General features: G+C 55.5%; 17 protein-coding genes. 7 read left to right on the forward strand and 10 right to left on the reverse strand.

The genetic code is table 11. The features are described 5' to 3' along the window. The first annotated feature begins 75 nt into the window (after window positions 1–75). The 5 genes from FQB27_RS04030 to FQB27_RS04050 are packed head-to-tail and all read left to right on the forward strand — an operon-like array spanning window position 76 to window position 5,956. Entirely contained in the window at window positions 76–1,068 is a 993-nt protein-coding gene (locus FQB27_RS04030) for a BMP family protein (RefSeq protein WP_169559562.1), read from the forward strand. Window positions 1,069–1,121: 53 nt separating this feature from the next. Next, the gene (locus tag FQB27_RS04035; protein ID WP_169559563.1) at window positions 1,122–2,657 is read left to right on the forward strand and encodes an ABC transporter ATP-binding protein; all 1,536 of its coding nucleotides are present in this window, start codon (window positions 1,122–1,124) and stop codon (window positions 2,655–2,657) included. Window position 2,658: 1 nt separating this feature from the next. Then, complete coding sequence (locus FQB27_RS04040; protein ID WP_169559564.1) at window positions 2,659–3,708, forward strand: ABC transporter permease; 1,050 nt, start codon at window positions 2,659–2,661, stop codon at window positions 3,706–3,708. A gap of 10 nt (window positions 3,709–3,718) precedes the next feature. Next, window positions 3,719–4,660, forward strand: coding sequence for an ABC transporter permease (locus FQB27_RS04045; protein ID WP_169559565.1), 942 nt, complete (start codon window positions 3,719–3,721; stop codon window positions 4,658–4,660). A gap of 12 nt (window positions 4,661–4,672) precedes the next feature. Beyond that, window positions 4,673–5,956 carry an amidohydrolase family protein gene (locus tag FQB27_RS04050; protein WP_169559566.1) on the forward strand — a complete coding sequence of 428 codons (1,284 nt, stop codon included), beginning with the start codon at window positions 4,673–4,675 and terminating at the stop codon, window positions 5,954–5,956. On the opposite strand, the gene FQB27_RS04055 is transcribed toward FQB27_RS04050, so the two are convergent. Then, the gene (locus FQB27_RS04055) at window positions 5,937–8,033 is read right to left on the reverse strand and encodes a hybrid sensor histidine kinase/response regulator (protein WP_169559567.1); all 2,097 of its coding nucleotides are present in this window, start codon (window positions 8,031–8,033) and stop codon (window positions 5,937–5,939) included. The two genes, FQB27_RS04050 and FQB27_RS04055, sit on opposite strands and share 20 nt — an antisense overlap. A 170-nt stretch (window positions 8,034–8,203) precedes the next feature. Between FQB27_RS04055 and FQB27_RS04060 the strand changes: the two genes are divergently transcribed. Further along, window positions 8,204–9,820: an FAD-binding dehydrogenase gene (locus FQB27_RS04060; protein WP_169559568.1), complete on the forward strand. Its 1,617-nt coding sequence runs from the start codon at window positions 8,204–8,206 to the stop codon at window positions 9,818–9,820. Beyond that, window positions 9,820–11,559 (forward strand): thiamine pyrophosphate-binding protein, encoded by a 1,740-nt coding sequence (locus tag FQB27_RS04065; protein ID WP_169560062.1) that lies wholly within the window; start codon window positions 9,820–9,822, stop codon window positions 11,557–11,559. Before FQB27_RS04060 ends, FQB27_RS04065 begins: the two co-directional genes overlap by 1 nt. 34 nt (window positions 11,560–11,593) lie before the next feature. On the opposite strand, the gene FQB27_RS04070 is transcribed toward FQB27_RS04065, so the two are convergent. The 9 genes from FQB27_RS04070 to FQB27_RS04110 form a co-directional block, all read right to left on the reverse strand. After that, window positions 11,594–12,232 (reverse strand): YbhB/YbcL family Raf kinase inhibitor-like protein, encoded by a 639-nt coding sequence (locus FQB27_RS04070; RefSeq protein ID WP_169559569.1) that lies wholly within the window; start codon window positions 12,230–12,232, stop codon window positions 11,594–11,596. Between the two features lie 84 nt (window positions 12,233–12,316). Next, complete coding sequence (locus FQB27_RS04075) at window positions 12,317–12,985, reverse strand: TetR/AcrR family transcriptional regulator (RefSeq protein WP_169559570.1); 669 nt, start codon at window positions 12,983–12,985, stop codon at window positions 12,317–12,319. A gap of 164 nt (window positions 12,986–13,149) precedes the next feature. Then, window positions 13,150–13,551 carry a flagellar biosynthesis regulator FlaF gene (gene flaF, locus FQB27_RS04080; RefSeq protein WP_169559571.1) on the reverse strand — a complete coding sequence of 134 codons (402 nt, stop codon included), beginning with the start codon at window positions 13,549–13,551 and terminating at the stop codon, window positions 13,150–13,152. Between the two features lie 70 nt (window positions 13,552–13,621). Next, window positions 13,622–14,758: a flagellin gene (locus FQB27_RS04085; RefSeq protein WP_169559572.1), complete on the reverse strand. Its 1,137-nt coding sequence runs from the start codon at window positions 14,756–14,758 to the stop codon at window positions 13,622–13,624. Window positions 14,759–15,054: 296 nt separating this feature from the next. After that, a complete protein-coding gene (locus FQB27_RS04090) occupies window positions 15,055–17,316 on the reverse strand; it encodes a class I SAM-dependent methyltransferase (protein WP_169559573.1) in 2,262 nt (753 codons plus the stop codon). Between the two features lie 69 nt (window positions 17,317–17,385). Further along, entirely contained in the window at window positions 17,386–18,105 is a 720-nt protein-coding gene (locus FQB27_RS04095; RefSeq protein WP_169559574.1) for a DUF1217 domain-containing protein, read from the reverse strand. 76 nt (window positions 18,106–18,181) lie between these two features. After that, on the reverse strand, window positions 18,182–18,592 hold the full coding sequence (locus FQB27_RS04100; RefSeq protein WP_169559575.1) for a flagellar biosynthesis regulator FlaF: 411 nt from the start codon (window positions 18,590–18,592) through the stop codon (window positions 18,182–18,184). A 90-nt stretch (window positions 18,593–18,682) separates the two neighbouring features. Continuing rightward, on the reverse strand, window positions 18,683–19,849 hold the full coding sequence (locus FQB27_RS04105) for a flagellin (protein ID WP_169559576.1): 1,167 nt from the start codon (window positions 19,847–19,849) through the stop codon (window positions 18,683–18,685). 326 nt (window positions 19,850–20,175) lie between these two features. Next, window positions 20,176–20,562 carry a flagellar biosynthesis repressor FlbT gene (locus tag FQB27_RS04110; protein WP_169559577.1) on the reverse strand — a complete coding sequence of 129 codons (387 nt, stop codon included), beginning with the start codon at window positions 20,560–20,562 and terminating at the stop codon, window positions 20,176–20,178. Window positions 20,563–20,796: the final 234 nt, after the last annotated feature.

The following is a 20,796-nucleotide window of genomic DNA, read 5'->3' on the forward strand; positions in this document are numbered from 1 at the left end:
GAATTTGTAACAGCGGAAGACAGGATAGAAAAAACGGGTTTCGGCACTGTGCCGCACCAAACAAGGAGAGCGAAGATGGGAATAGCGAGGTTCTTAACGGCTGCTTTTGTTGCTTTTGCGACATTCGTCAGCGTCTCGGCCGCCCAGGCTGAAACGATCAAGGTCGCCGGTATTTATACCGTTCCGGTACAGCAGAAATGGGCAGGCACCCTGCACCGTGCGCTGGTTGCCGCAGAAAAGGAAGGCCAGATCGAGTATGTCTACTCTGAGAAGGTTGCCAATACTGATTATGTCCGGGTTATGCGGGAATATGCGGAAAGCGGCGTCAAGCTGATCGTTGGCGAAGCCTTCGGGATCAGCCGTGAAGCGCGCAAGGTTGCGGATGATTATCCTGAGGTCGCGTTCCTGATGGGCGATCCCGGCGACAAGCACGGCGAGAATTTTGCCGTGTTCGACAACTACATTCATGAGCCTTGCTATTTGATGGGTGTTATTGCCGGTTCCATGACCAAGACCAACAAGATTGGCATGATCGGTGGCTACCCGATCGGTGAAGTGAACCGTCTGTTCCATGCCTTCATGGCTGGTGCCAAATCCGTCAACCCGGATGTGGAGTTCAAGGTTTCCTTCATCGGGTCCTGGTATGATCCGCCGAAAGCCAAGGAATTTGCCTACGCCCAGGTTGAGTCCGGTGTGGACATCCTGTATGCGGAACGCGCCGGCGTTGTCGATGCTGCCCGTGAAAAAGGCATTCTGGCCTTTGGTAACGTCAATGACATGAACAAGGAAGAAAACGGCAAGGACGTGGTTGTGGCCAGTGCCCTGTGGCACATGGAAAACGCGATCGCGAACGCGGTTGCCGATGTCAAGGCGGGCACCTTCGTTGCAGCTAATTACAAGGAATGGACCATGATGCAGAAGGGCGGCGCCAGCCTGTCCCCGTTCTATGAGTTCGATTCCCGGATCGATCAGGCAACCAAGGACAAGGTTGCGGAACTGACCAAGCAAATCATGTCGGGTGAACTGGTTGTCGACATAAACGACAACGAGCCGAAATCCACATTCTGATCCAGACGAGGCGGGTGACAAACCCGCCTCTTTCATAAACGGGGGCGGGCAGTGTGAGCCAGTCAGAGATTGTTTTGCGGGTAGAGGGGGTGACCAAGCGTTTTGGAACCCTGACCGCCAATTCATCCATCAGTTTCTCCCTTGAAAAGGGAAAGGTTCTCTCGCTTTTGGGCGAGAACGGAGCCGGTAAAACCACATTGATGAACATTATCTTTGGCCATTACACAGCGGATGAAGGCCATGTGGAGGTGTTCGGAAAGCGCCTTGAGGCCGGTAATCCGGCAGAGGCCATTGCACTGGGCGTGGGTATGGTTCACCAGCATTTCACGCTGGCGGACAACCTGACGGTTCTGGACAATGTGATCCTTGGAACGGAAAGCCTGTGGCGGGTCCGTCAGGCGCGAGCTGCCGCTCGTCAGAAATTACAATCCCTGTCGCAGGAGTTTGGGCTGGAGGTCAATCCGGATGCCCTTGTTTCGGCGCTGACCGTTGGGGAAAAACAACGGGTCGAAATTCTGAAGGCCCTGTATCGTGGGGCACGGGTGCTTATTCTGGATGAACCCACGGCGGTTCTGACGCCGCAGGAAACAGACCAGCTTTTTGCCACCCTAAAGGATATGATCGCCCGGGGACTGTCCGTGATTTTCATTTCGCACAAGCTGGGCGAAGTGATGCAGATCGCGGATCGGATCGCGGTTTTGCGGCACGGACAACTGGTTGCAGAATTCCCGGTGGCCGAAGCCTCACGTGAAATCATTGCGGAAAAAATGGTCGGGGAGACCATTCCCCAGCCGAAAAGAACAGAAATGGAACCCGGCGAGCCGGTCCTGCAGATCGCAGAGGCCAGTGCCCGGGACGAACAGGGACAGGCGGTCCTGAAAAAGGTGTCGCTGACCCTGCGAAGCAAACAGATCATTGGCATGGCCGGGGTTTCCGGCAACGGCCAGAAGGCCCTGTCGGACCTGATCTCCGGCTTGTTGCCCCCGACCGAGGGGCAGGTTGCGGTGAAGGGGGAGGCCGTCCGTGTCTTTGACCCCCGGAGCATGGTTGCAAAAGGCGTCGGGCGTGTGCCGGAAGACCGCCACCTGCAGGGTGTGGTCGGGGATTTCACGGTGTCGGAAAACCTGATCCTTGAGGATTATACCAACCCCAGATTTTCCCGGCGCGGCTGGATGCGGGCAGGCGAGATTGCCGCCCATGCCCGGAAAATGATCAAGGCGTTTGATATTCGCGGCGGCGGACCGGAGACCATTGTCCGGGGCCTGTCCGGCGGGAACATGCAAAAGGTCATTCTGGCCCGGGTTCTGGAAAACAACCCGGATATCATTCTGGCCAACCAACCGACCCGCGGACTGGATGTGGGGGCGGCCACCTTTGTGCATGAACAGCTTTTCAAGGCGAAAGAGAGAGGCGCGGGTGTGTTGCTGATTTCAGAGGATCTGGAAGAATTGCTGGCGGTTTCCGATCAGGTGGTTGTCATGTATCACGGGCAGGTCAGTGCGCCCATGCCGGTTGAGGATGTCACGTTGCAGCAACTGGGACTGTTGATGAGCGGCGAAACCTTCACGGCAGCCGGGACGGAGATGTAACATGATTTTGGAGCCAAGAACCAATACCCCCCTCTGGATGACCATTTCAGCGCCGGTTCTGGCGGTTGTTGTGGTGCTGATCCTGAGCGGCGGACTGATTGCGTGGGCCGGGGCGCCGCTGCTGGAATCTTATGTGGCGCTGGTCAAGGGGGCGTTTGGCTCCCGTTTCGCCATTTCGGAAACCCTTGTCCGGGCCACCCCGCTGATCCTGACGGGACTGGCGGCGGCGGTGGCCTTCCGGGCCAAGTTATGGAATATCGGCGGCGAGGGACAGCTTTACATGGGGGCGTTGGCCGCCACCTATTTCGGCACTGGTCTGGTGTCGCTTCCCATGCCCCTGATGATCCCGTTCCTGTTTCTGGTCGGGGCCATTGCCGGGGGCGTGTTGCTGCTGGTTCCGGCGCTGCTGAAAACCCGCCTCAAGGTGGATGAGGTGGTGACGACCCTGTTGCTGAACTTCATCATTCTGCTGCTGGCGAACTATCTGCTGTTTGGTCCGTGGAAAGACCCCATGTCCATGGGATGGCCACAAGGGGCCCCGATTATTGATGAAGGGGTCTTGCCCAATCTGGTGGCCAAGACCCGGCTGCATGGGGGGCTGATCTTTTCGCTGATCGCGGCGGTCTGTGTGTTCATCCTGATGACGAAAACCCGCTGGGGGCTGGAAATTCGCGCTGTCGGTCATAATGTGGATGCGGCGCGCTTTGCCGGTATTCCCATCAATAAAACCGTTATTCGAACCGCCCTGATTTCCGGGGGGCTTGCCGCCTGCGCCGGGGTGACTGAAGTGGCCGGAACCAAGGGGTACCTGACCCTCGATATTTCGCCGGGGTTTGGGTATACGGGCATTGCCGTTGCCATGCTGGCAGGCTTGAACCCGCTGGGTGTTATTGTGGCGGCCCTGTTTATTGCCGGCATCTATAACGGCGCGGACAGCATGAGCCGCACCATGGATGTTTCAAATTATATCGCTGACGTGATCACGGCGGCATCGCTTCTGATGGTGATGCTGGCGGTGATGTTGACCCGTATGCGTATTCGCTGGCGATAGGAGACCGAAGATGGATTTACTGGATATGTTCCTGAATGTCGGCTTCTGGGCCGCAACCGTGAGGATGGCGACGCCCCTCATTTTTGGAACACTGGGCGAATTGATCTGCGAGCGGGCCGGGGTTCTGAACCTCGGGATTGAGGGGATCATGACCACAGGCGCCATGGTGGCGTGGATGTGGGTCTATCAGGGTGGTGACCTGTGGACGGCGGTGCTGGTCGCGGCCGCCTTTGGGATGTTGTTTGGCTATCTGCACAGCATGTTCTCGGTCTATATGGGGCTGTCCCAGCATGTGACCGGCATCGGGATTACGCTGCTTGCCACATCGCTGAGTTATTTCTCTTTCCGCATGTTGCTGCCGGGGGTAACAACACCGCCGAAGATCGAACCGTTTGAACTGGAACCCATTCCGTTCCTGTCGGACATTCCGGTTCTGGGCGAGGCCCTGTTCACCCAGTCGCCCCTGACCTATCTGGCCTTTGTGCTGGTGATTGTGGTGGCCTATGTGCTGTACAAGACCCCTGTCGGGCTGGCGGTTCGCATGGTTGGGGAAAACCCCATGGCCGTCGAGGTGCAGGGCATTGATGTTTACCGCGTCAGAACGGCTGCCGTTACCGTGGGCAGTGGTTTCATGGCCGTTGGCGGGGCGTTTTTGACGATTTCGGTCTTTGATGCGTTCTATTTCGACATGATCAACGGGCGCGGCTGGATTTGTGTGGCGCTGGTGATCTTTGCCTCATGGAAGCCGGGAAAGGCGCTGTTGGGTGCCGTCTTGTTTGCTGCGTTCGATGCCATCCAGATCCGGGTGCAGCAGTCCAGTGCGTCCTTCATTCCCTACCAGTTCTATCTGATGATGCCCTATCTGTTCAGTATTCTGGCGCTGATCATCATGTCCAGAAAGGCGGCCTATCCCAAGGCGCTTCTGGTTCCGTTCCGCCGCGGACAAAGATAAAGGAAAGACACCATGCTTGATCTGATTGTACGCAACGCCCGCCTTGCGGGCCAGACCGAGACCTTGACTGATTTTGCCGTCCGGGACGGAAAAATTGTCGAGGTTGCCCCGAAAATCGAGGGGGAAGCCCGGTCAGAATATGATGCGGGCGGATATCTGGTGACCGCCCCGTTCGTGGATAGCCATTTCCACATGGATGCGACCCTCAGTTATGGACGGCCCCGGATCAACCAGTCCGGCACTCTGCTGGAAGGGATCCAGATCTGGGCCGAGGCCAAGCCGCTTCTTACCGCCGAGGATATCAAGGAACGGGCGCACAAGCTCTGTTACTGGGCGATTGCTCGCGGCAACCTTGCGATCCGCTCTCATGTGGATATTTGTGACGAAAGCCTTGTGGCGGTGGATGCCCTGCTGGAGGTCTCCCGCGAGATTGCGCCCTATCTGGACTTGCAACTGGTGGCCTTCCCGCAGGATGGCTTTTACCGCGACCCCAAGGCAGAAGAGTTGCTGATCCGGGCGCTGGACAAGGGTGTTCATGTGGTGGGCGGCATTCCGCATTTTGAACGCACCATGCAGGAAGGTGCGGAGTCGGTTGCGGCCCTCTGCCGCCTTGCGGCGGACCGAGGGCTTCGGGTGGATATGCATTGTGATGAAAGCGATGACCCCCATTCCCGCCATGTGGAAAGTCTGGCCCGCGAAACAGTGCGGTTCGGCCTTGAAGGTCGGGTGACAGGATCGCATCTGACATCCATGCATTCCATGGATAATTATTATGTGTCCAAGCTGATCCCGTTGATGGCGGAAGCGGACCTGAACGTGGTCGCCAACCCGCTGATCAACATCACCCTGCAGGGACGTCATGACACCTACCCCAAGCGGCGGGGCATGACCCGGGTGCGGGAATTGATGGCAGCGGGCCTGAATGTGGCGTGTGGCCATGATTGCGTCATGGACCCGTGGTATTCCCTTGGCAGTCACGACATGCTGGAGGTGGCCTCCATGGGGCTGCATGTGGGCCAGATGACCGGGCAAGACGATATGCGGGCCATGTTCCGTGCTGTGACGGAAAATGGCGCCCGGGCGTTGGGGCTGGACGGGTACGGTCTTGCCGTCGGGTGCAATGCCGACTTTGTGGTTCTGCAGGCACGGGACGAGATCGAGGCCTTGCGTCTGCGCCCGGCCCGTCTCCGGGTTTACCGGCGCGGAAAATTGCTGTCCGAGACAGCCCCGCAAACGGCTATGGTTACGCTGGATGACAAGGTTGTGCCTGTGGACTTCATGTTCTCCGGGGCATAAGGGTTGCTTTGCTCAGGGTTTCCAGAATCTTGTCGGAAAGGTCGTTCTTTCTGAACGGTTTTTGCAGGACTGTGGCATCTGCGTCCAGTGTGGCATGGTTTTCAAGGACATCCCTCGGATACCCTGAAATATAGAGGACCGGCAGGTCCGGATCCTGTTTGCGGGCGGCGGAGGCAATGTCTTCGCCGTTCATGTCGCCCTCCAGAATGAAATCCGTGATCAACAGGTTGATGCCGGTTGTTGCCGACAGGATGGCAAGGGCCGTTTCACCGCTTGCGGCTTCCAGAACCGTGTAATTCATGCTGCGCAGCATGGCCAGCGTCAGGACCCGGATATCCGGGTTGTCCTCGACCAGAAGGATTGTTTGCTGAGGGTGCAGGCGCGGCGAGGGCAGGGGGGCTTTTTCCGCGGCCTCCTGATCGGCTCCCTGACGGGGCAGGTAGAGGCGGACGACGGTTCCGTGCCCGATTTCGCTATAGATTGACACATGGCCGCTGGACTGCTTGGCGAAACCAAAGACCATGCTGAGACCCATCCCCGACTTCTGCCCGAAATCCTCTGTGGTGAAGAAGGGGTCGAAGACATGATCTATATCCGCATCGGCGATCCCCTCGCCGGTGTCCGTGACCGTGATCAGGATATAGTCACCGGCTGTCAAATCCGGTTCACCTGCCGCATAATCATCGTCCAGTGTCACGTTGCCGGTGGTGATGGTCAGAGTGCCGCCGCCGGGCATGGAATCCTTTGCATTCAGACACAGGTTCAGCAGGACGCTTTCAAGACGGACCGGGTCCACCCGGCACGGACCTGTGTCGGCCTCACATTTCAGGACCAGTGAAATGGCCGGCCCCAACTGGCTTTGCAGGATGCTGGCCAAATCCCTGATTTCCCGGTTCGTATCAATCAGCTTGGGCATCATCGGCTGATTGCGGGAATAGGCCAGCAGTTTCTGGGTCAGTTGTCCGCCCCGCTGTGATGCGCTCAGAACCTTATCGAGCATGCGCAGGGTTTGGGCATCCTCATCTCTGTATTTCTCTTCCAGAAGTTCTGTATGCCCCGAAATGACCGCAAGGATATTGTTGAAGTCATGGGCGATCCCGCCGGTCAGGCGCCCCAGAACCTGAAGGCGTTGATGGCGTTGCAACTGGGCCTCCAGCTTTCGCTTCTCGCCGATCTCGATGATGCTGCTCTGTACAAAGGTCACACCGTTCAGTTCATAGGCAATGAAGCGAACCTCGCAGAGAAATTTTTTACCGTCCTTGCAAAGGAATTCCCATTCAAAGACCGGAATATCCCCGGACAGGGCCTGACGCATGTATTTTCTGAATAGGGTGCTGGACTTTGTCGCCCCCTTCTGGAATTCGGGGCTTAGATTGGTCAGGTCAATGGTCAGGAAGTCGTCATGGGTGTATCCAAAAAGATCAACCGCACTTTTATTGGCGGTCATGACGGTTTTCAGGCTGCTGTTCCAGAGAACAATGGCTTCCGGTGCATTTTCCACCACAAGTCGGTGGCGCTCCTCGCTTTCCCGCAACTGTCTTTGGACCTCGATGTGGTTTGTAATATCCATCAGGGCCGAGACAGCCACGCTATATCCGTCAATTTCCATCAACTGAATAAAAAGGACGGTGTCGAACATCTGGTGTTCGTTGATCTGAAAGCGGATGGTCTTGTTGAAGGCGTAGCCATTTGCCAGAACCTCAACCATCAGGCTGTCATGCTCAAACTGGCTTTTATAGAAGGTATGGGAATTCAGCCCGATAAGGTCTTCCGGCTTGATCTGGATGCCCCGGCACAAAATATCGTTGGCAAACAGGACCTCGCCCCCAGGGTGCCCTGTCACCAGAATGGGGAACGGGCAAATCTGCAGCAGGTTGAAGGCATTTTCCAAAGTAAGTCGGTGTAGGGCATGTCCGGTCACATGCGGCGCCCTGTCCAGCCTGCCTTGCAGGCGCACCAGTTCAAGTTCCCTTTCAAGGTCCCGATTGTTCTTTTTTAAGGTGGCGATTTCCTGCTGTAGCGCTTCGATCTGATTGTCGGGGGAGGGGGTTGGATTCTGGTCCGGCGTCTTCTTCAAGGGGTAATCCTGATCACGAGGGTAATATGGCGTCTTTCATATCCCAAAAGATATTAAACTAAAACTAAAGTCAGTAAAAAATGACGATCAGGGCAGGATGAATAGAATATTTTACTTTTCTGAATTTGAATCACATTATGCAAGGGGGAGAAACAACAAAAAACGGAACCATGTCGAACGGAAAATACGATGTGATTGTCGTGGGAGGCGGCATCGCCGGGATCGCAACCGCGCTGGAACTGGTTGAGAAGGGGCGCAAGGTCCTGCTGATCGACCGGGATGAGGAAAAGAATTTCGGCGGCCTTGCCAAGGAAAGTTTCGGGGGCATGTTCTTTGTGGACAGTCCGCAGCAAAGAAAAGCCAAAATCCGTGATAATGCCGATCTGGCCTATCAGGACTGGTGCCGCTTCGCCGAATTCGGGGCGGATGATCATATCCCGCGCCAATGGGCTCGTACCTATATTGAACGCAGTGTCCCCGATATCCTTGAGAAGGTTACGGCGCGCGGAGTGTCGTTTATGCCCGTCGTCAACTGGGTGGAGCGGGGCCAGTATCAGCCCGGAAACTCCGTGCCGCGGTTTCACATGGTCTGGGGAACGGGGCACAGGCTTGCTGTCACGTATCGGGATGCCTTGAACGCCTGTCGTGCCACAGGGCTGATAACGCTTCTGTTCCGGGCCAAGGTCACGGATCTTGTCCGGGAAGGCGGCGCGGTAACCGGTGTGGCCGGTGTCTTAGAGGAAACCGGGGAGGCGTTCGAATATTGCGCCCCGATCACGGTGCTGGCGACCGGCGGCATTAACGGGAATGACGCCAAAATTAGGGAAAACTGGTCCGCCGACTGGGGAGGAGAGCCGCCCGAGACCCTGTTGAACGGATCTCATAAATATGCCGATGGCGTTCTGCATGACAGGGTTCGGGCGCTGGGCGGGCAGGTGACCCATATGGATCTGGCGTGGGATTACGCCGCCGGGGTTCATCATCCAAGGCCGCGAAAACCACGCCATGGATTGAGTCTGGTGCCGACCAAATCGTCCCTGTGGATGGATGCGCGGGGGCGGCGGTTCGGACCGGAACCACTGGTTTCCGGCTATGATACCTTTGAACTGGTGCGCCGGGTGTGTCAGCAGGACCATAAATATTCATGGGCCATCCTGAACCTGAAAATCGCGCTGAAGGAACTGGCCATTTCAGGGGCGGAGTTCAACCCCGCCATCCGAGACCGCAAACTGTTTTCCTTCCTGCGGACGATCCTGTTCGGGAACAAGCCACTGGTGACCGATATGCTGGATCATTGCGTGGATTTTGTCACCGCGTCCTCGGTGCCGGAACTGGCCGAGAAGATGAATGCCCTTGGCGGCGGCATCCCCATTGATGCCGAGGGGATGGAGGCGGATATCCGCACTTATGATGCCCAGTTTGACAGGCCGGCTTCACTTCGAAATGACGAGCAGATCAGGCGACTGACCCACCTTCGGCAGTATCGGGGGGACCGGGTGCGGATGTGCAAGGCGCAGAAAATACTGGACCCCAAGGCCCTGCCCCTGATTGCCATTCGCCAGTTTGTGATCAGCCGGAAAAGTCTGGGAGGGATGCAGACCGATCTGGAGGGGCAGGTTCTGAATCAGGCGGGCGCGCCGCTGGAAGGTCTTTACGCCGTTGGGGAAGCCGCCGGTTTTGGCGGCGGCGGTGTGCATGGCAAAAGGGCCCTGGAGGGAACATTTCTTGGGGGCTGTATGCTGACATCCCTGTATGCGGCAAAGTCAATTTTGAAGAAGGTAGGATGATGAAGAAGACCGGCGCGGAACTGGCTGTTCATGCCCTGGAGCAACTGGGCGTAAAATTCACCTTCGGGATACCCGGTGTCCATAATACGGAACTGTATGACCAACTGAACAGTTCCCGGCAAATCACCCCCATCATGGTGACCCATGAAGGGGGCGGGGCATTCATGGCGGATGCGGTCAGCCGGGTTGGCGGCAGTATTGGCACCATGGTGGTGGTGCCTGCCGCCGGGCTCACCCACGCCGCCAGCGGCATTGGCGAGGCGTTGCTGGACGGTATCCCCATGCTGGTCATTTGCGGCGGCGTGCGCAACGACCTCGAGTATCGCTATCAGCTTCATGAAATGGACCAGCATGCCTTTATGGCAGGGCTGACGAAGAAAACGTTCATGGTCAACACCCACGAAGAGGTGATCCCGGTTCTGTATGAGGCCTACCGGACGGCAACCATGGGAGAGCCGGGCCCGGTTTTCGTGGAAATTCCGGTCAATATCCAGCTTCTGACCGCAGAAGTGAAGGCACTGCCGGAATATCAGCCTGTTGAGGCCGCCACGGTGCGCGGGCTTGAACACGAAATTGAGCGGGCGGTCGCGCTGCTGCGGCAGGCGAAACATCCGGCCATTTTTGCCGGTTGGGGTGCGGCCGGGGCGCAGGATTGTCTGGTGGCGCTGGCGGATCGGCTGGATGCGCCGGTCTCAACAACCTTGCAGGGGGTTTCCGTGTTTCCGTCAAACCACCCCCTGCATACGGGCATGGGCTTTGGCCCGTCTGCGGTGCCCGCCGCCAGAGAAGCCTTTCAGGAATGCGATTGCCTGCTGGCTGTGGGGACCCGGTTTGGGGAAATCCCGACGGGTAGCTTCGGGGTCAGTGTCCCGGAAAACCTGATCCATATTGATATCAACCCGGATGTGATCGGGGCCAATTTTCCGGCGGCTGTGGGCATAGCGGGTGATGCCGCTGCCGTGTTGGCGGAATTGTGCCAGCGCCTTGGCAATGATGCCGGGCAGGGCCTGCGGGATGGTGACCGTATTCGCACCCATATTCGGGAGGCGAAGCAGGCATACCGACAGGAATGGCTGGAGCATGACAGCAATGGCCGGGTCAACCCGCTGGGGTTCTTTGATGGGTTGCGGGCGGAATTGCCGGATGATGGCATTCTGGTGGTGGATGATGGCAACCACACATTTTTGACGGCCGAACTGATGCCCATTCATGATCCGAAGGGGTTTATCAGTCCAACGGATTTCAATTGCATGGGATATGCGGTCCCGGCGGCAATCGGGGCGAAGCTGGCCAATCCGGACAGAACGGTTGCGGCCATTGTCGGGGATGGGGCCTTTACCATGACCTGCATGGAAATCCTGACAGCCAGCCGGAATAATCTGGGGGTGGTTTTTTATGTGTTCAATGATGGGGAGTTGTCCCAGATCTCACAGGCCCAGTCGATCCCCTATAACCGGAAACCCTGTACCGTTCTTGGCGGGTTGGATGTGTCCGGCGTGGCGCAGGCCACCGGGGCGGAATATCTGTCCTTGAGCGGGATTGATACGCCCGTGGATATTATTCGGCAGGCCCAGCACCTTGCCAAGGGCGGAAAGCCGGTTATCGTCAATGTGGAAATTGACTATTCCAAGAAGACGGCCTTCACGAAGGGAACCGTGAAGACGAATTTCAAGCGCTTCCCCTTGGGGACGAAGATGCGATTTCTGGGGCGGTCCCTCAGCCGACATCTGCTGGGCTAGGGACCGCGCCTGTTGTCGCTGTGCGGGGGGCGCCTTAGGCCGGAACTTCCGGGTTCAGGCTGTATGTGCCCACGCAGGTGCCTTGCGCAAGGATGTGCCCCTGCATGGCGGCAAGGGCTTCCGGCCCGCCAAAATTGCCGGTCAGGCCCAAGGTGTCCACATCAAGGGCATAAACCGTAAAGACGTAGTGATGCTTGATGCTGTCATTCCACGGCGGGCAGGGGCCGTCATAGCCACCGTAATTGCCGCCCATATCCGCGTCGCCTGCGAACCAGTCCGTATAGTTGTTGATGCCGGTGGTGCCGTGGGCCTGTTTGCCGGGGGCTTTCCCCTTGGGCGTAATCCCGTTGCTGTCTTCCCCTTCGGCGATTTGTGTGCGGCTGGCGTCAATATCCACCAGAACCCAGTGGTAGAAATCCACACGGGGCAGGCTGGCGGGAACGGTTTTCCCTTCCTGATTGACATCGTCGCCTGCGGATGGAACATCCGGGTCATGACAGATAATGGCAAAGGAGCGAGTGCCTTCAGGCGCCCCGGACCAGGAAATGGCCGGGTTCAGGTTGTCGCTCAATTCCACATGGCCGGTCGCGGCGGGTTTGCCAAACGAGAATTTGGCCGGGATCGGAGCCCCGTCTTCCCATCCTTCAATCGTTACGTTTAAGGTTGCTGTCATGAGGGTGTCTCCTTGTTGGTCCAGAGGTTCTTGTTACCCTGTCAGCGTATCAAATGACATGCGCGGCGTAAATCGGAAGGGGCACTAGCCGGTATTTCCAAATCTGGAATTCTGTTCAAGCTCCTGAAGTCTGGTATGGAGCCGGTCATGGACAAGCCGGATGGTCTCCTGATCCAGATAGGGTTTCATGATCTCGAGAATCTGGAAGGCGCCCCGAAGCAGGTCCGGTCTGGTAATCTGGTTATCTTCCTTTTCAATTTGCAGAAAGCCGATCCAGTTGACGGCGACAATCCACACGTTGGTGGCAAGAATTTTCAGGTCCGTTTCGGACAGCCCATCCCGGTCATGCCGGTTTTGTAGCCAGTCCCTGAGAACCGCCTCCAGAAAGGCGAGGGACGTTTCCCGGCGTTGCAGGTATAGAGCCTTCAGCTTGGGATCATTGCGCAGCAACTGGACAAGGTTGCCGTAAAAGAAACGATAGTGCCACACCACCTGAACCGAATTGAGCAGAACATCCCCAAGGTCCGCCATGGAACCTCGGCCGGGTGTGCCCACCTGAACGGCCCGGTCGGCGGCATCGGATATTTCCAGAAAGATGGTGCGGATGATTTCTTCGCGGTTCTGGAAATGGTAATATAGGTTTCCGGGGCTGATTTGCAGATAGTCGGCAATTTTATTGGTCCCGACATTCAGGGGGCCATATTGATTGAACAGCGCTTTCGCGGCTTCCAGAATTCTTTCCCGATTGCTCATGCTTTTTGGTGTTTTTGTTTTTTTGATCCCGAGCAGGAAAGAGTAGGCGGTCGCAACCGAATTGTCATTCGATTCCGCGATTTTTTGACAGCCGGACAGAAGCGGTTCTGTGGGGAAAGCAGTCGTTTTGGGGCAAATAGCGGCCCGGCAGGTATGCCTTGGGGTCAGGCGCTGGTCGGCTGACCAGCCTGAGACGGAGGAGGTGTTCCGTCAGATGCCGCTTTCGGCGGGCCTTTCAGCCCTTCCATGATTTGTTTGTTAACCGAGATCAGGGGCTCAAGCGATGCCTCGCCTTTCATCGCGGGAACACTGTAGCGTTCCACCCAGATCGCAATGGAAATAAGCTGGGCTTTCAACTCCTTGGGGAGTTTGTTGTCCGAAGAGGACAGGTCCATTTGCAGGGTCAGCCAGAGCTGACGATTGTCAGCGACTGCCTTGACGACGGCTACAGGACCTTCAGCCTCAGCTTGTTCCAAAGCGCGAGTGAAGATTGCGAAAGCCCGATATTCAGTTTGCTTCGGGTTTTCTGTGTTCTGCGTTGCTCTCTGATATGCGGCTACAGACATCTACAGACCTCACTTATCCAGGAATTCAGGGTAGATTTTTACCGAAAATCCTTACGATAAGGTTACCTGATTACTGGAACAGTGACAGGATGGACTGCGGACGTGAGTTGGCAATGGACAGAGACTGAACACCGAGCTGCTCCTTGGTCTGGAGAGCCTGAAGTTCCGCACTGGCTTCCGCCAGGTTGGCATCGACAAGAATACCAAGGCCTTCTTCCAGTTTGTCGACCAGAAGCTGTGTGAATTCGCTCTGGCTTTCAAGGCGGTTCGCCGCGGTACCCAATGTGGTGATGATCTGCCCGACAAGCATTTCCGCGTTCTCCAGAACAGCAAGCGGATCACCGGCATAGACGCCAACGGTTGCGTTGGCCAGCGTGCTGTTGGTGATGGTTACTTCCTGACCGGTTGCAATTTCCACAACGCCATCCTCTGTCAGGGTCACGGCAAAGCCTTCCTGACGCATGACATTGGCCATGATCCCCAGCATTTCGTTGGTGGACTGGTTGGCAGGGTCAATTGTTACCGCGTGAACATACTGCCCGTTGGCTTCGTTCACAGGCGTGTTCAGCGCACGGGGGCCGACAACCATTTCAAAGGTATGGACATCACCGTTTGCAAGGGTCAGTTCGACAACGTTGGCATCGGCAATGGCAAACCCGTTTTCAAGGGTCAGGGTGGCCGCTTGTGATTCAAGGCTAAAGTCTGTCAGGCCGAGGGAGGCAACAGTTGCATCCTGTGCGGGAACGGTCTGGGTGACGCCGCCAAGGGCGGACAGAACTTCAAGATCGGTGCCGGAGCCGTCGATCAGGTTGACGCCGTTAAAGATGGTGGTGTTGACGATAGAGTTGATCTGATCGATCAGCGCATCGGCTTCTTCCTGCAGAATGTCAGTATCCAGCCCATCGTTGAAGCCCTGAGTGACCTTCTTGTTCAGGTCGATGATGGTGTTCGAAATCTGCAAGGCACCGGCGTTGGCCATGTTCACTGTTGCCTGACCGAAGGACAGACCTTCCTGAATGGCTTTCAGGGAGCCAACATCGCCGCGCATGCCTTGCGCAATGGTAAAGGTGGACGGATCGTCCTTGGCTTCGGCCACTTTCAGGCCGGTTTCAATCTGGCGCTGGATTGAATCCAGTTGACCTTGTGTCGAGGTCAATGTGCGCAGGGCGGCCATTGCCGTTACGTTTGTATTTACTGAAAAAGCCATGTTCTTCTCCTGTAGCAATTTCAACGAGCAATCTTTCGATCGCAATCTCACTCGCCAAGATTTTTGCAAGAGGTGTGCCAGTTTTGAAAAATGGCAGAAAATATGGGGTTTCAGGGGGGTGGGGTGATTCGCGGCAGAAGATTCCGAACGGGGTGCAAGCGACTCCGGGGAAGAATCTTCTCAATAGGAAAGAGTTGCCCACCCCGGCCTTGTAGATTCTTCCCTATTGGGCCGGAAAAGGAAAAGGGCGGACCCATTCTGCCCGCCCTTTTCCGTTTATACCCAGTTGCTTGGAATCAGCCCGTCTTTTTCCGGCACCAGAATTTGTACATGGTGGCGAAGGTTGTGGGGCGCTTCTGTTCATACTGATGCCAGTTGTCCAGATTGGTCATGAGGGGATCGTCTGGAAAGGCTTCCCGGTATTCGGGCTCAGCTGTTTTCAGGTCAAGGGTGAAGCCAAGAAACTCCAGCCCCAGTTGGTCAAGGGAGGATGCCAGTTGCGGCAGCGTGAAGCGATGCTCCTGAACGTGGAAGATCAGGTCGCGGCACGCCGAGGTCGTATAGAAATCGCTATGTCGGGGAATGCGGCTGGCAGGGTGGTCTGAAGGCAGGGCCATCAGGTCTTTGCGACTGCGGCGAATATCGTCTGCGCTGTCACTGTATTCCTGTTCGGCAATAAAGGCACGGGCGGCAACAATATCCTGTCGCCCGATTTCACTATACAGGCCGATCATCATATATCCGTCGTCCTCCAGAAGATCAACAAGGACCTTCCATCCGGCCAGCGGGTCGTTCATGTGATGCAGGACGCCCGCACATTCGATGACATTGAACTTTTGCCCGATGCTGCCAAGTTCCATGATGTCCCCTTGCGCAAACCGGATGTTCCTGACTTTCTTTTCTTTTGCCTTGCGATTGGCATAGGCAAGGCTGGCAAGGCTGAGGTCAACCGCAAGGATGTCGCATTCCGGGTAGGCCAGAGCCGAGGAAATGGGCTGACGGCCGGTTCCGCACCCGGCAATCAGCACGTTCGGGTGATCGGGGAAGGGTGGTTCCTGTTTGTTCAGGGTAGGGAGCTTGCGGGCCAGGTCCGTGGCATAGCGTGTGCTGGAATACAGTCCCAGATGTTGCCAGCGGGGGTACGGGTTTTCCTCATACTGATCGCGGACACTGACTGAAATGGCGTCGCTGATGGGGGTAATCTGTTCGAATTCACCATAGGATTGTTTTTCGCTCAAGGGTTCAGCAATCTGGATGCGCAGGATCTCCGCAATCTCGGGGTCCTGATTGAGGTCACGGGATTTCAGCGCAGCCTTGGCGAAGGGGTAGGTGTGGAGATTGCGATAGCAGGACAGGATCAGAAGATATAGAGCCTTGTCCCCGCCGATCCGGGCGCCGCTGGCTTCCAGCGAGGTTGCCAGCTTCTCGATGGTCTGACGTTCAAAGTCAGTTTCCGAGAAGACATGTTCCGTGGCAAAGCAGTAGTGAGACAGGCGCACAAGCAACGTTTTCAGGACATTGAGGATGGAAGGGTCCAGATTTTGTATGCCGGTCAGTGTGGCAAGGCTTTGCCGTCTGAACAGTTCCAAGACCTTCTCGATATCGGGATCGACAAGCCGGGTGCGCTTCAGGGCGGCCAGCAGAACATTGTTCAGCATGACCTTGAGCGTTGTCCCAAAATCAAGGTTAAGGTCCCGGTTTTGCCTGACGGCACTGTTGATTTCTTCTTGAGCTGCCACAAAGGCCGGTTGCGACCTGATATGTTGCAGGATCAGAAAATTAAGTCTGTTCCATTGCACCATGTCCGACGAAAGAAGGATCAGCAGGTCCGTTTCCATGCCATCGAAGTTCTTCAAGGTGGGCAACAGACCGAGGGCATCCGTATACAGGTTGAGATAGCGGGGGTTCTCCGGTTCCAGATGGATGGCCTTGCGGATATAGGTAAAGGCTTCCAGCGGGGTAGTGGAAATCAGGACACTTCCCAGTTCAGAGAGAATGTCACAGTTGTTTGGATGGAGAACCAGAGCATCCTTGAGGATGTCATGAGCTTCGCTTTTCAGGTCCATCTGTCTCAGGACACCTGTCAGGTTCAGCAGGATGCCCGGATTATCAAGTGTCAGACTGTGTGCCTTCTGAAAATCTACCTTGGCGCGCTCAAGGTCATTTGTTTTTCTGTACAGCAGTCCGCGGTTGTTGAGCGATGCCACATGATCAGGCGAGAGAACGAGGGCACAGCCAAAGGCGTCCTCCGCTTTTTTGAAGTCACTGATTTCTGTGTAGGCGGTCCCAAGGGCGGCGAGGAGATTGGTCTGAAGTTCCTGATCGCCGGTCTGCAGGGTACGGCCCTGCTCCAGAAACGAGATCGCGGTTTCAATATCCTTGGCGTAGAGGGCGGCAGCGCCGGTCTGGAAGCAAAGCTGCGGGTCGTTCAGGGCGTCAAGGTCAATCCTTGAGGCCAGTTTCCGGCCTTTCTCGGTCCGCCCTTTTTTGTAGTGGAGGGTTGCATCTGCGGCCCATTTTGCCTGTTTTTCAGGGGTTGCCGCCATTTCTGTCTTCATGATCCGTTTCCTTGCCTGTCGCAAGGGCAACCATAGGAAACCTTAGTTAACAAACCCTGACCGGAGGGGTCAAACCTGCAGGTTAAGCGAGATGGGCTGAGGGCCGACAAAGCCCCCCGCCGGGGCAACCGGCTGGAACAGGGACAGCATGGGATTGGCCATGGGATCGTTGTTGTTGATTTCTGTCATGACGAGGAACCGTTCGATCATCTTGTCGATTTTCGCGGGGTCCTTGAAATCTTCGATATCCACCTGCTTTTCAAGCCGGGTTTTCTGCTGCTCATATTCAAGAGACTGGAAACTTTCCGGAAGGCCGAGGCCCACACGGACCACATGCATGATCGACTTGTCTGCCATGATCTGGCTAAGTTCTTCCACGCCGCCGGCCATCCGTTTGAAATAGAGGGCTTCACGCACGCCTTCAGCGGTTTTCCCCTCGAATTTCTCAAATTCGTTGGTTTTATAGCCGTTCAGGATGGCGTTGACGTTCTTTTCATCCTGAAAGAAGTCCGGGTTTTCGTTCAGGGCGTAGAGCGCCTTTGTCAGCTTGGTCCAACGGGGCTCCAGCATCCGGTTGACCAGACTGTCGTCATTTTCGGGGTCTTCCGTCAGCATTTTTTTGACAAAGGCGTATTTGTCAATTTCGCTTTCAAGCTGGAAGGCGGACAGGGTCACCTTCAGAAGGGTTCTGTTCTTCATCAGGTCATCGACAGAACGAACGGTGCTGATTTCCTTCTTGAAGGTTTCAATATCCCGGGCAGTCGTCGGCTGGGCCTCAAACATTTTCATGTGAGACTCTTTCTGGTCGTTTGCCAGTTTATACCAGAGTAGTGAACTTGTGCCCGAGAGTTGCATCTTTCATCCCCTAAACAGAAACCTGTTCAAACGGGACACTGGTTTTTGAAACCGGTGCGACCTGTTTTGGTTTGGCTGCTTCTGACAAGCCATGCATGATCTGTCTATTTACCGCAATAAGGGGGTCCAGATCAATACCGCCTTTCATGGCGGGTGTTGTGAACCTGTCAACCCAGATGGCAAGAGAAATCAGGCCTGCCTTGGTTTCCAGATCCAGTTTGTTTTCGGCAGACATCAAATCCGTCCGAAGGGTCAACCATAACTGGGAATTTCTGAACAAAGCGTTAATAAGGATTTTGTGGTTTTTCGTATCCTTATTTGCCAATTCCAGTTCGCGGGTAATTTCGGCAAACAAACGAAATTCGGTAAGGCTCGGATTCTCAGTGGCCAGACTGGCCTTCTTGTAGGCTTCGAAATACATGGGAAGCGCCTTTCTGTTCCTGATTGATAAGACTGAAGAATGAAGGTGAGAAGGCGACCCCGATTGAGGCCGCCTTCATCATTCAGCTTATTAACGGAACAGACCCAGGATAGACTGGGAAGACGCGTTCGCGATTGAAAGAGACTGGATACCCAGCTGTTCTTTCGTCTGCTCTGACTGCAGTTTCGCAGAAACTTCAGCCAGGTTGGCGTCAACCAGAACGCCGAGGCCTTCTTCAAGCTTGTCAGTCAGAATTTGTGTAAATTCAGCCTGACTGTCCAGACGGTTGGAGAATGTACCGAGATTTGTCAGAACATTACCAATCGTTGCTTTAGCAGCGTTCAGTGCGTCAATGGCCCCGCCACCGGCAGTGTCATCGGCGGTAAGGCCGCCAGCGGCAACGTTTGCAACGTCTGTAGACATGACAGCGCCGCCATTGAAGACGGAAATGGTGCCGTCATCGCCGATGTCGACGGTGAAGCCCTCTTCGCGCATTGCGTCAGCAAGTGCACCGACATGCTGAGTTGTTGAGTCCGCGGTGTTGATGCTGACTGCGTGCACAAACTGATTGTTTGCTTCATCAATCGGTTGGGCCAGCGCGCCAGCATTTTCATCCAGAAACTCGAACGTGTGGGTTTCCTTGACGGTAACCCCGTCAGCTTCCATAACCTGGAAGGTAATGAAATCACCAGCAGCAAACGCAGTGTTGTTATCCATTGTGATTGTGCTGTGAGCACTATCCAGGTTGAGGTTGTCAAGCCCCAGAGTCGCTGTTGTTGCATCCTGGACATTCAAGGAAATTGATGAGCCACCCAGCCCGGTCGGGACGGTCAGCGGATCGCCAGCACCGGTCAGCAGGTTGATACCGTTAAAGTTGGCGGTACCTACGATACCTGTGATCTGGTTGATCATCTCGTCTGCTTCAGCCTGCAGAACAGATGTGTCCAGACCTTTGTTTTCAGCCTGGGTCACTTTTTTCTGCAAGTCAGTCAACTGATCAGAAATCTGTGTTGCTGCCGCGAGTGCCATGCCGACAGTCGCGGAACCGAAGTTCAGACCCTCCTTGACTGCTTTCAGAGCGCCAATGTCACCGCGCATACCCTGAGAAATCACGAACGTGGACGGATCGTCCGTTGCACTGCCGACTTTCAGGCCAGACTGAATCTGGGACTGGATGTTGGAAATGTTGCTCTGTGTGGAAGTTAGGGACCGCAGAGCGGCCATTGCGTTGGCATTGGTGTTAACAGAAAAAGCCATTTTTATATTCCTCATTTTAAGGGTGTCGCTGTCGCGACGGACAAGGCTCTTTTGAGCCAAGGCTTGCTTTGAAGCCTGCCACCACTATCACGCCCAAATGTTAACAAAGGGTAAAGTGTAGTAGGTAAAATGGATATTCTTTGTTTTTCAAATGGTTGTGGATTTTTCTGCCGGAAGTTGTCGCGCCGGGGAGGCGGGGGAATTAAGAGGTTTTGTGGGGATGCAGAGGCCGGAAGGGATGCCGAAAGGGCCGATTTTCGGGGGTTTTCGATCGGTCACCCCTGATTCGCATCTATTCGTGTATAGGCTGTGGGAGAGGGGAGGGGTTAACGCCCCTCTGCGTCGTCGCGGATCATGGATTGTAGCAGCTTGAGCGCATTGTAGAAGTTTTTCTCACCGACCAGCCCGACAACCTCGAAAATGGCGTCGCGGGTTTCAATGTCGACTGAAGACAGAAAGGCGTTCTGTGCGGCTTCCTGAAAGGTGCGGTAGTGTTCCGCGTGGTTCTCCGGCTCAATATACATCATTTGAACCTGCAGATAGACATTGTGAAGCGGCGTGGTTACCTGATTGGGCAACAAGATGTCGCGCTCCCGCATGATGGAGGCGTCATTCTCCAGTGAAAAGTGCATTGCCTTGCTGCTGGTGTTCGTAATGACGGCACCATTGACAATAATCTTTTCCCCGGCCGGAATACGAAATTTCAAAGACATTGTTACGCGTCCTTCAAGCAAAAACCAAATAACCCTTTCCCTACAATAGGGGGCGCTGCGAAAAAAAGCGACAGTTTCTTTGCGTCCCGAACAAGAGCGGTCCTCTGTGGATTACACCTCTGGTGGAATGGGGCCCGCCCGGCCTTGTTCTGATTTAGTATTATTTACTGAGGGCCGGTTTCCCTCATTTGACGGAAATATTCCGCCATAAAAATTCGTTAAAATTGTATGAAA

This window comes from Sneathiella chinensis (assembly GCF_012720115.1).
Lineage (GTDB): Bacteria > Pseudomonadota > Alphaproteobacteria > Sneathiellales > Sneathiellaceae > Sneathiella > Sneathiella chinensis.

Bases quoted from the DNA above. Each gene is read 5' to 3' on its own strand.
- FQB27_RS04030 (WP_169559562.1), top strand. From the start codon at position 76: ATGGGAATAGCGAGGTTCTTAACGGCTGCTTTTGTTGCTTTTGCGACA.
- FQB27_RS04040 (WP_169559564.1), top strand. From the start codon at position 2,659: ATGATTTTGGAGCCAAGAACCAATACCCCCCTCTGGATGACCATTTCA.
- FQB27_RS04045 (WP_169559565.1), top strand. From the start codon at position 3,719: ATGGATTTACTGGATATGTTCCTGAATGTCGGCTTCTGGGCCGCAACC.
- FQB27_RS04050 (WP_169559566.1), top strand. From the start codon at position 4,673: ATGCTTGATCTGATTGTACGCAACGCCCGCCTTGCGGGCCAGACCGAG.
- FQB27_RS04060 (WP_169559568.1), top strand. From the start codon at position 8,204: ATGTCGAACGGAAAATACGATGTGATTGTCGTGGGAGGCGGCATCGCC.
- FQB27_RS04065 (WP_169560062.1), top strand. From the start codon at position 9,820: ATGAAGAAGACCGGCGCGGAACTGGCTGTTCATGCCCTGGAGCAACTG.
- FQB27_RS04070 (WP_169559569.1), bottom strand. From the start codon at position 12,232: ATGACAGCAACCTTAAACGTAACGATTGAAGGATGGGAAGACGGGGCT.
- FQB27_RS04075 (WP_169559570.1), bottom strand. From the start codon at position 12,985: ATGAGCAATCGGGAAAGAATTCTGGAAGCCGCGAAAGCGCTGTTCAAT.
- flaF (WP_169559571.1), bottom strand. From the start codon at position 13,551: ATGTCTGTAGCCGCATATCAGAGAGCAACGCAGAACACAGAAAACCCG.
- FQB27_RS04085 (WP_169559572.1), bottom strand. From the start codon at position 14,758: ATGGCTTTTTCAGTAAATACAAACGTAACGGCAATGGCCGCCCTGCGC.
- FQB27_RS04090 (WP_169559573.1), bottom strand. From the start codon at position 17,316: ATGAAGACAGAAATGGCGGCAACCCCTGAAAAACAGGCAAAATGGGCC.
- FQB27_RS04095 (WP_169559574.1), bottom strand. From the start codon at position 18,105: ATGAAAATGTTTGAGGCCCAGCCGACGACTGCCCGGGATATTGAAACC.
- FQB27_RS04100 (WP_169559575.1), bottom strand. From the start codon at position 18,592: ATGTATTTCGAAGCCTACAAGAAGGCCAGTCTGGCCACTGAGAATCCG.
- FQB27_RS04105 (WP_169559576.1), bottom strand. From the start codon at position 19,849: ATGGCTTTTTCTGTTAACACCAATGCCAACGCAATGGCCGCTCTGCGG.
- FQB27_RS04110 (WP_169559577.1), bottom strand. From the start codon at position 20,562: ATGTCTTTGAAATTTCGTATTCCGGCCGGGGAAAAGATTATTGTCAAT.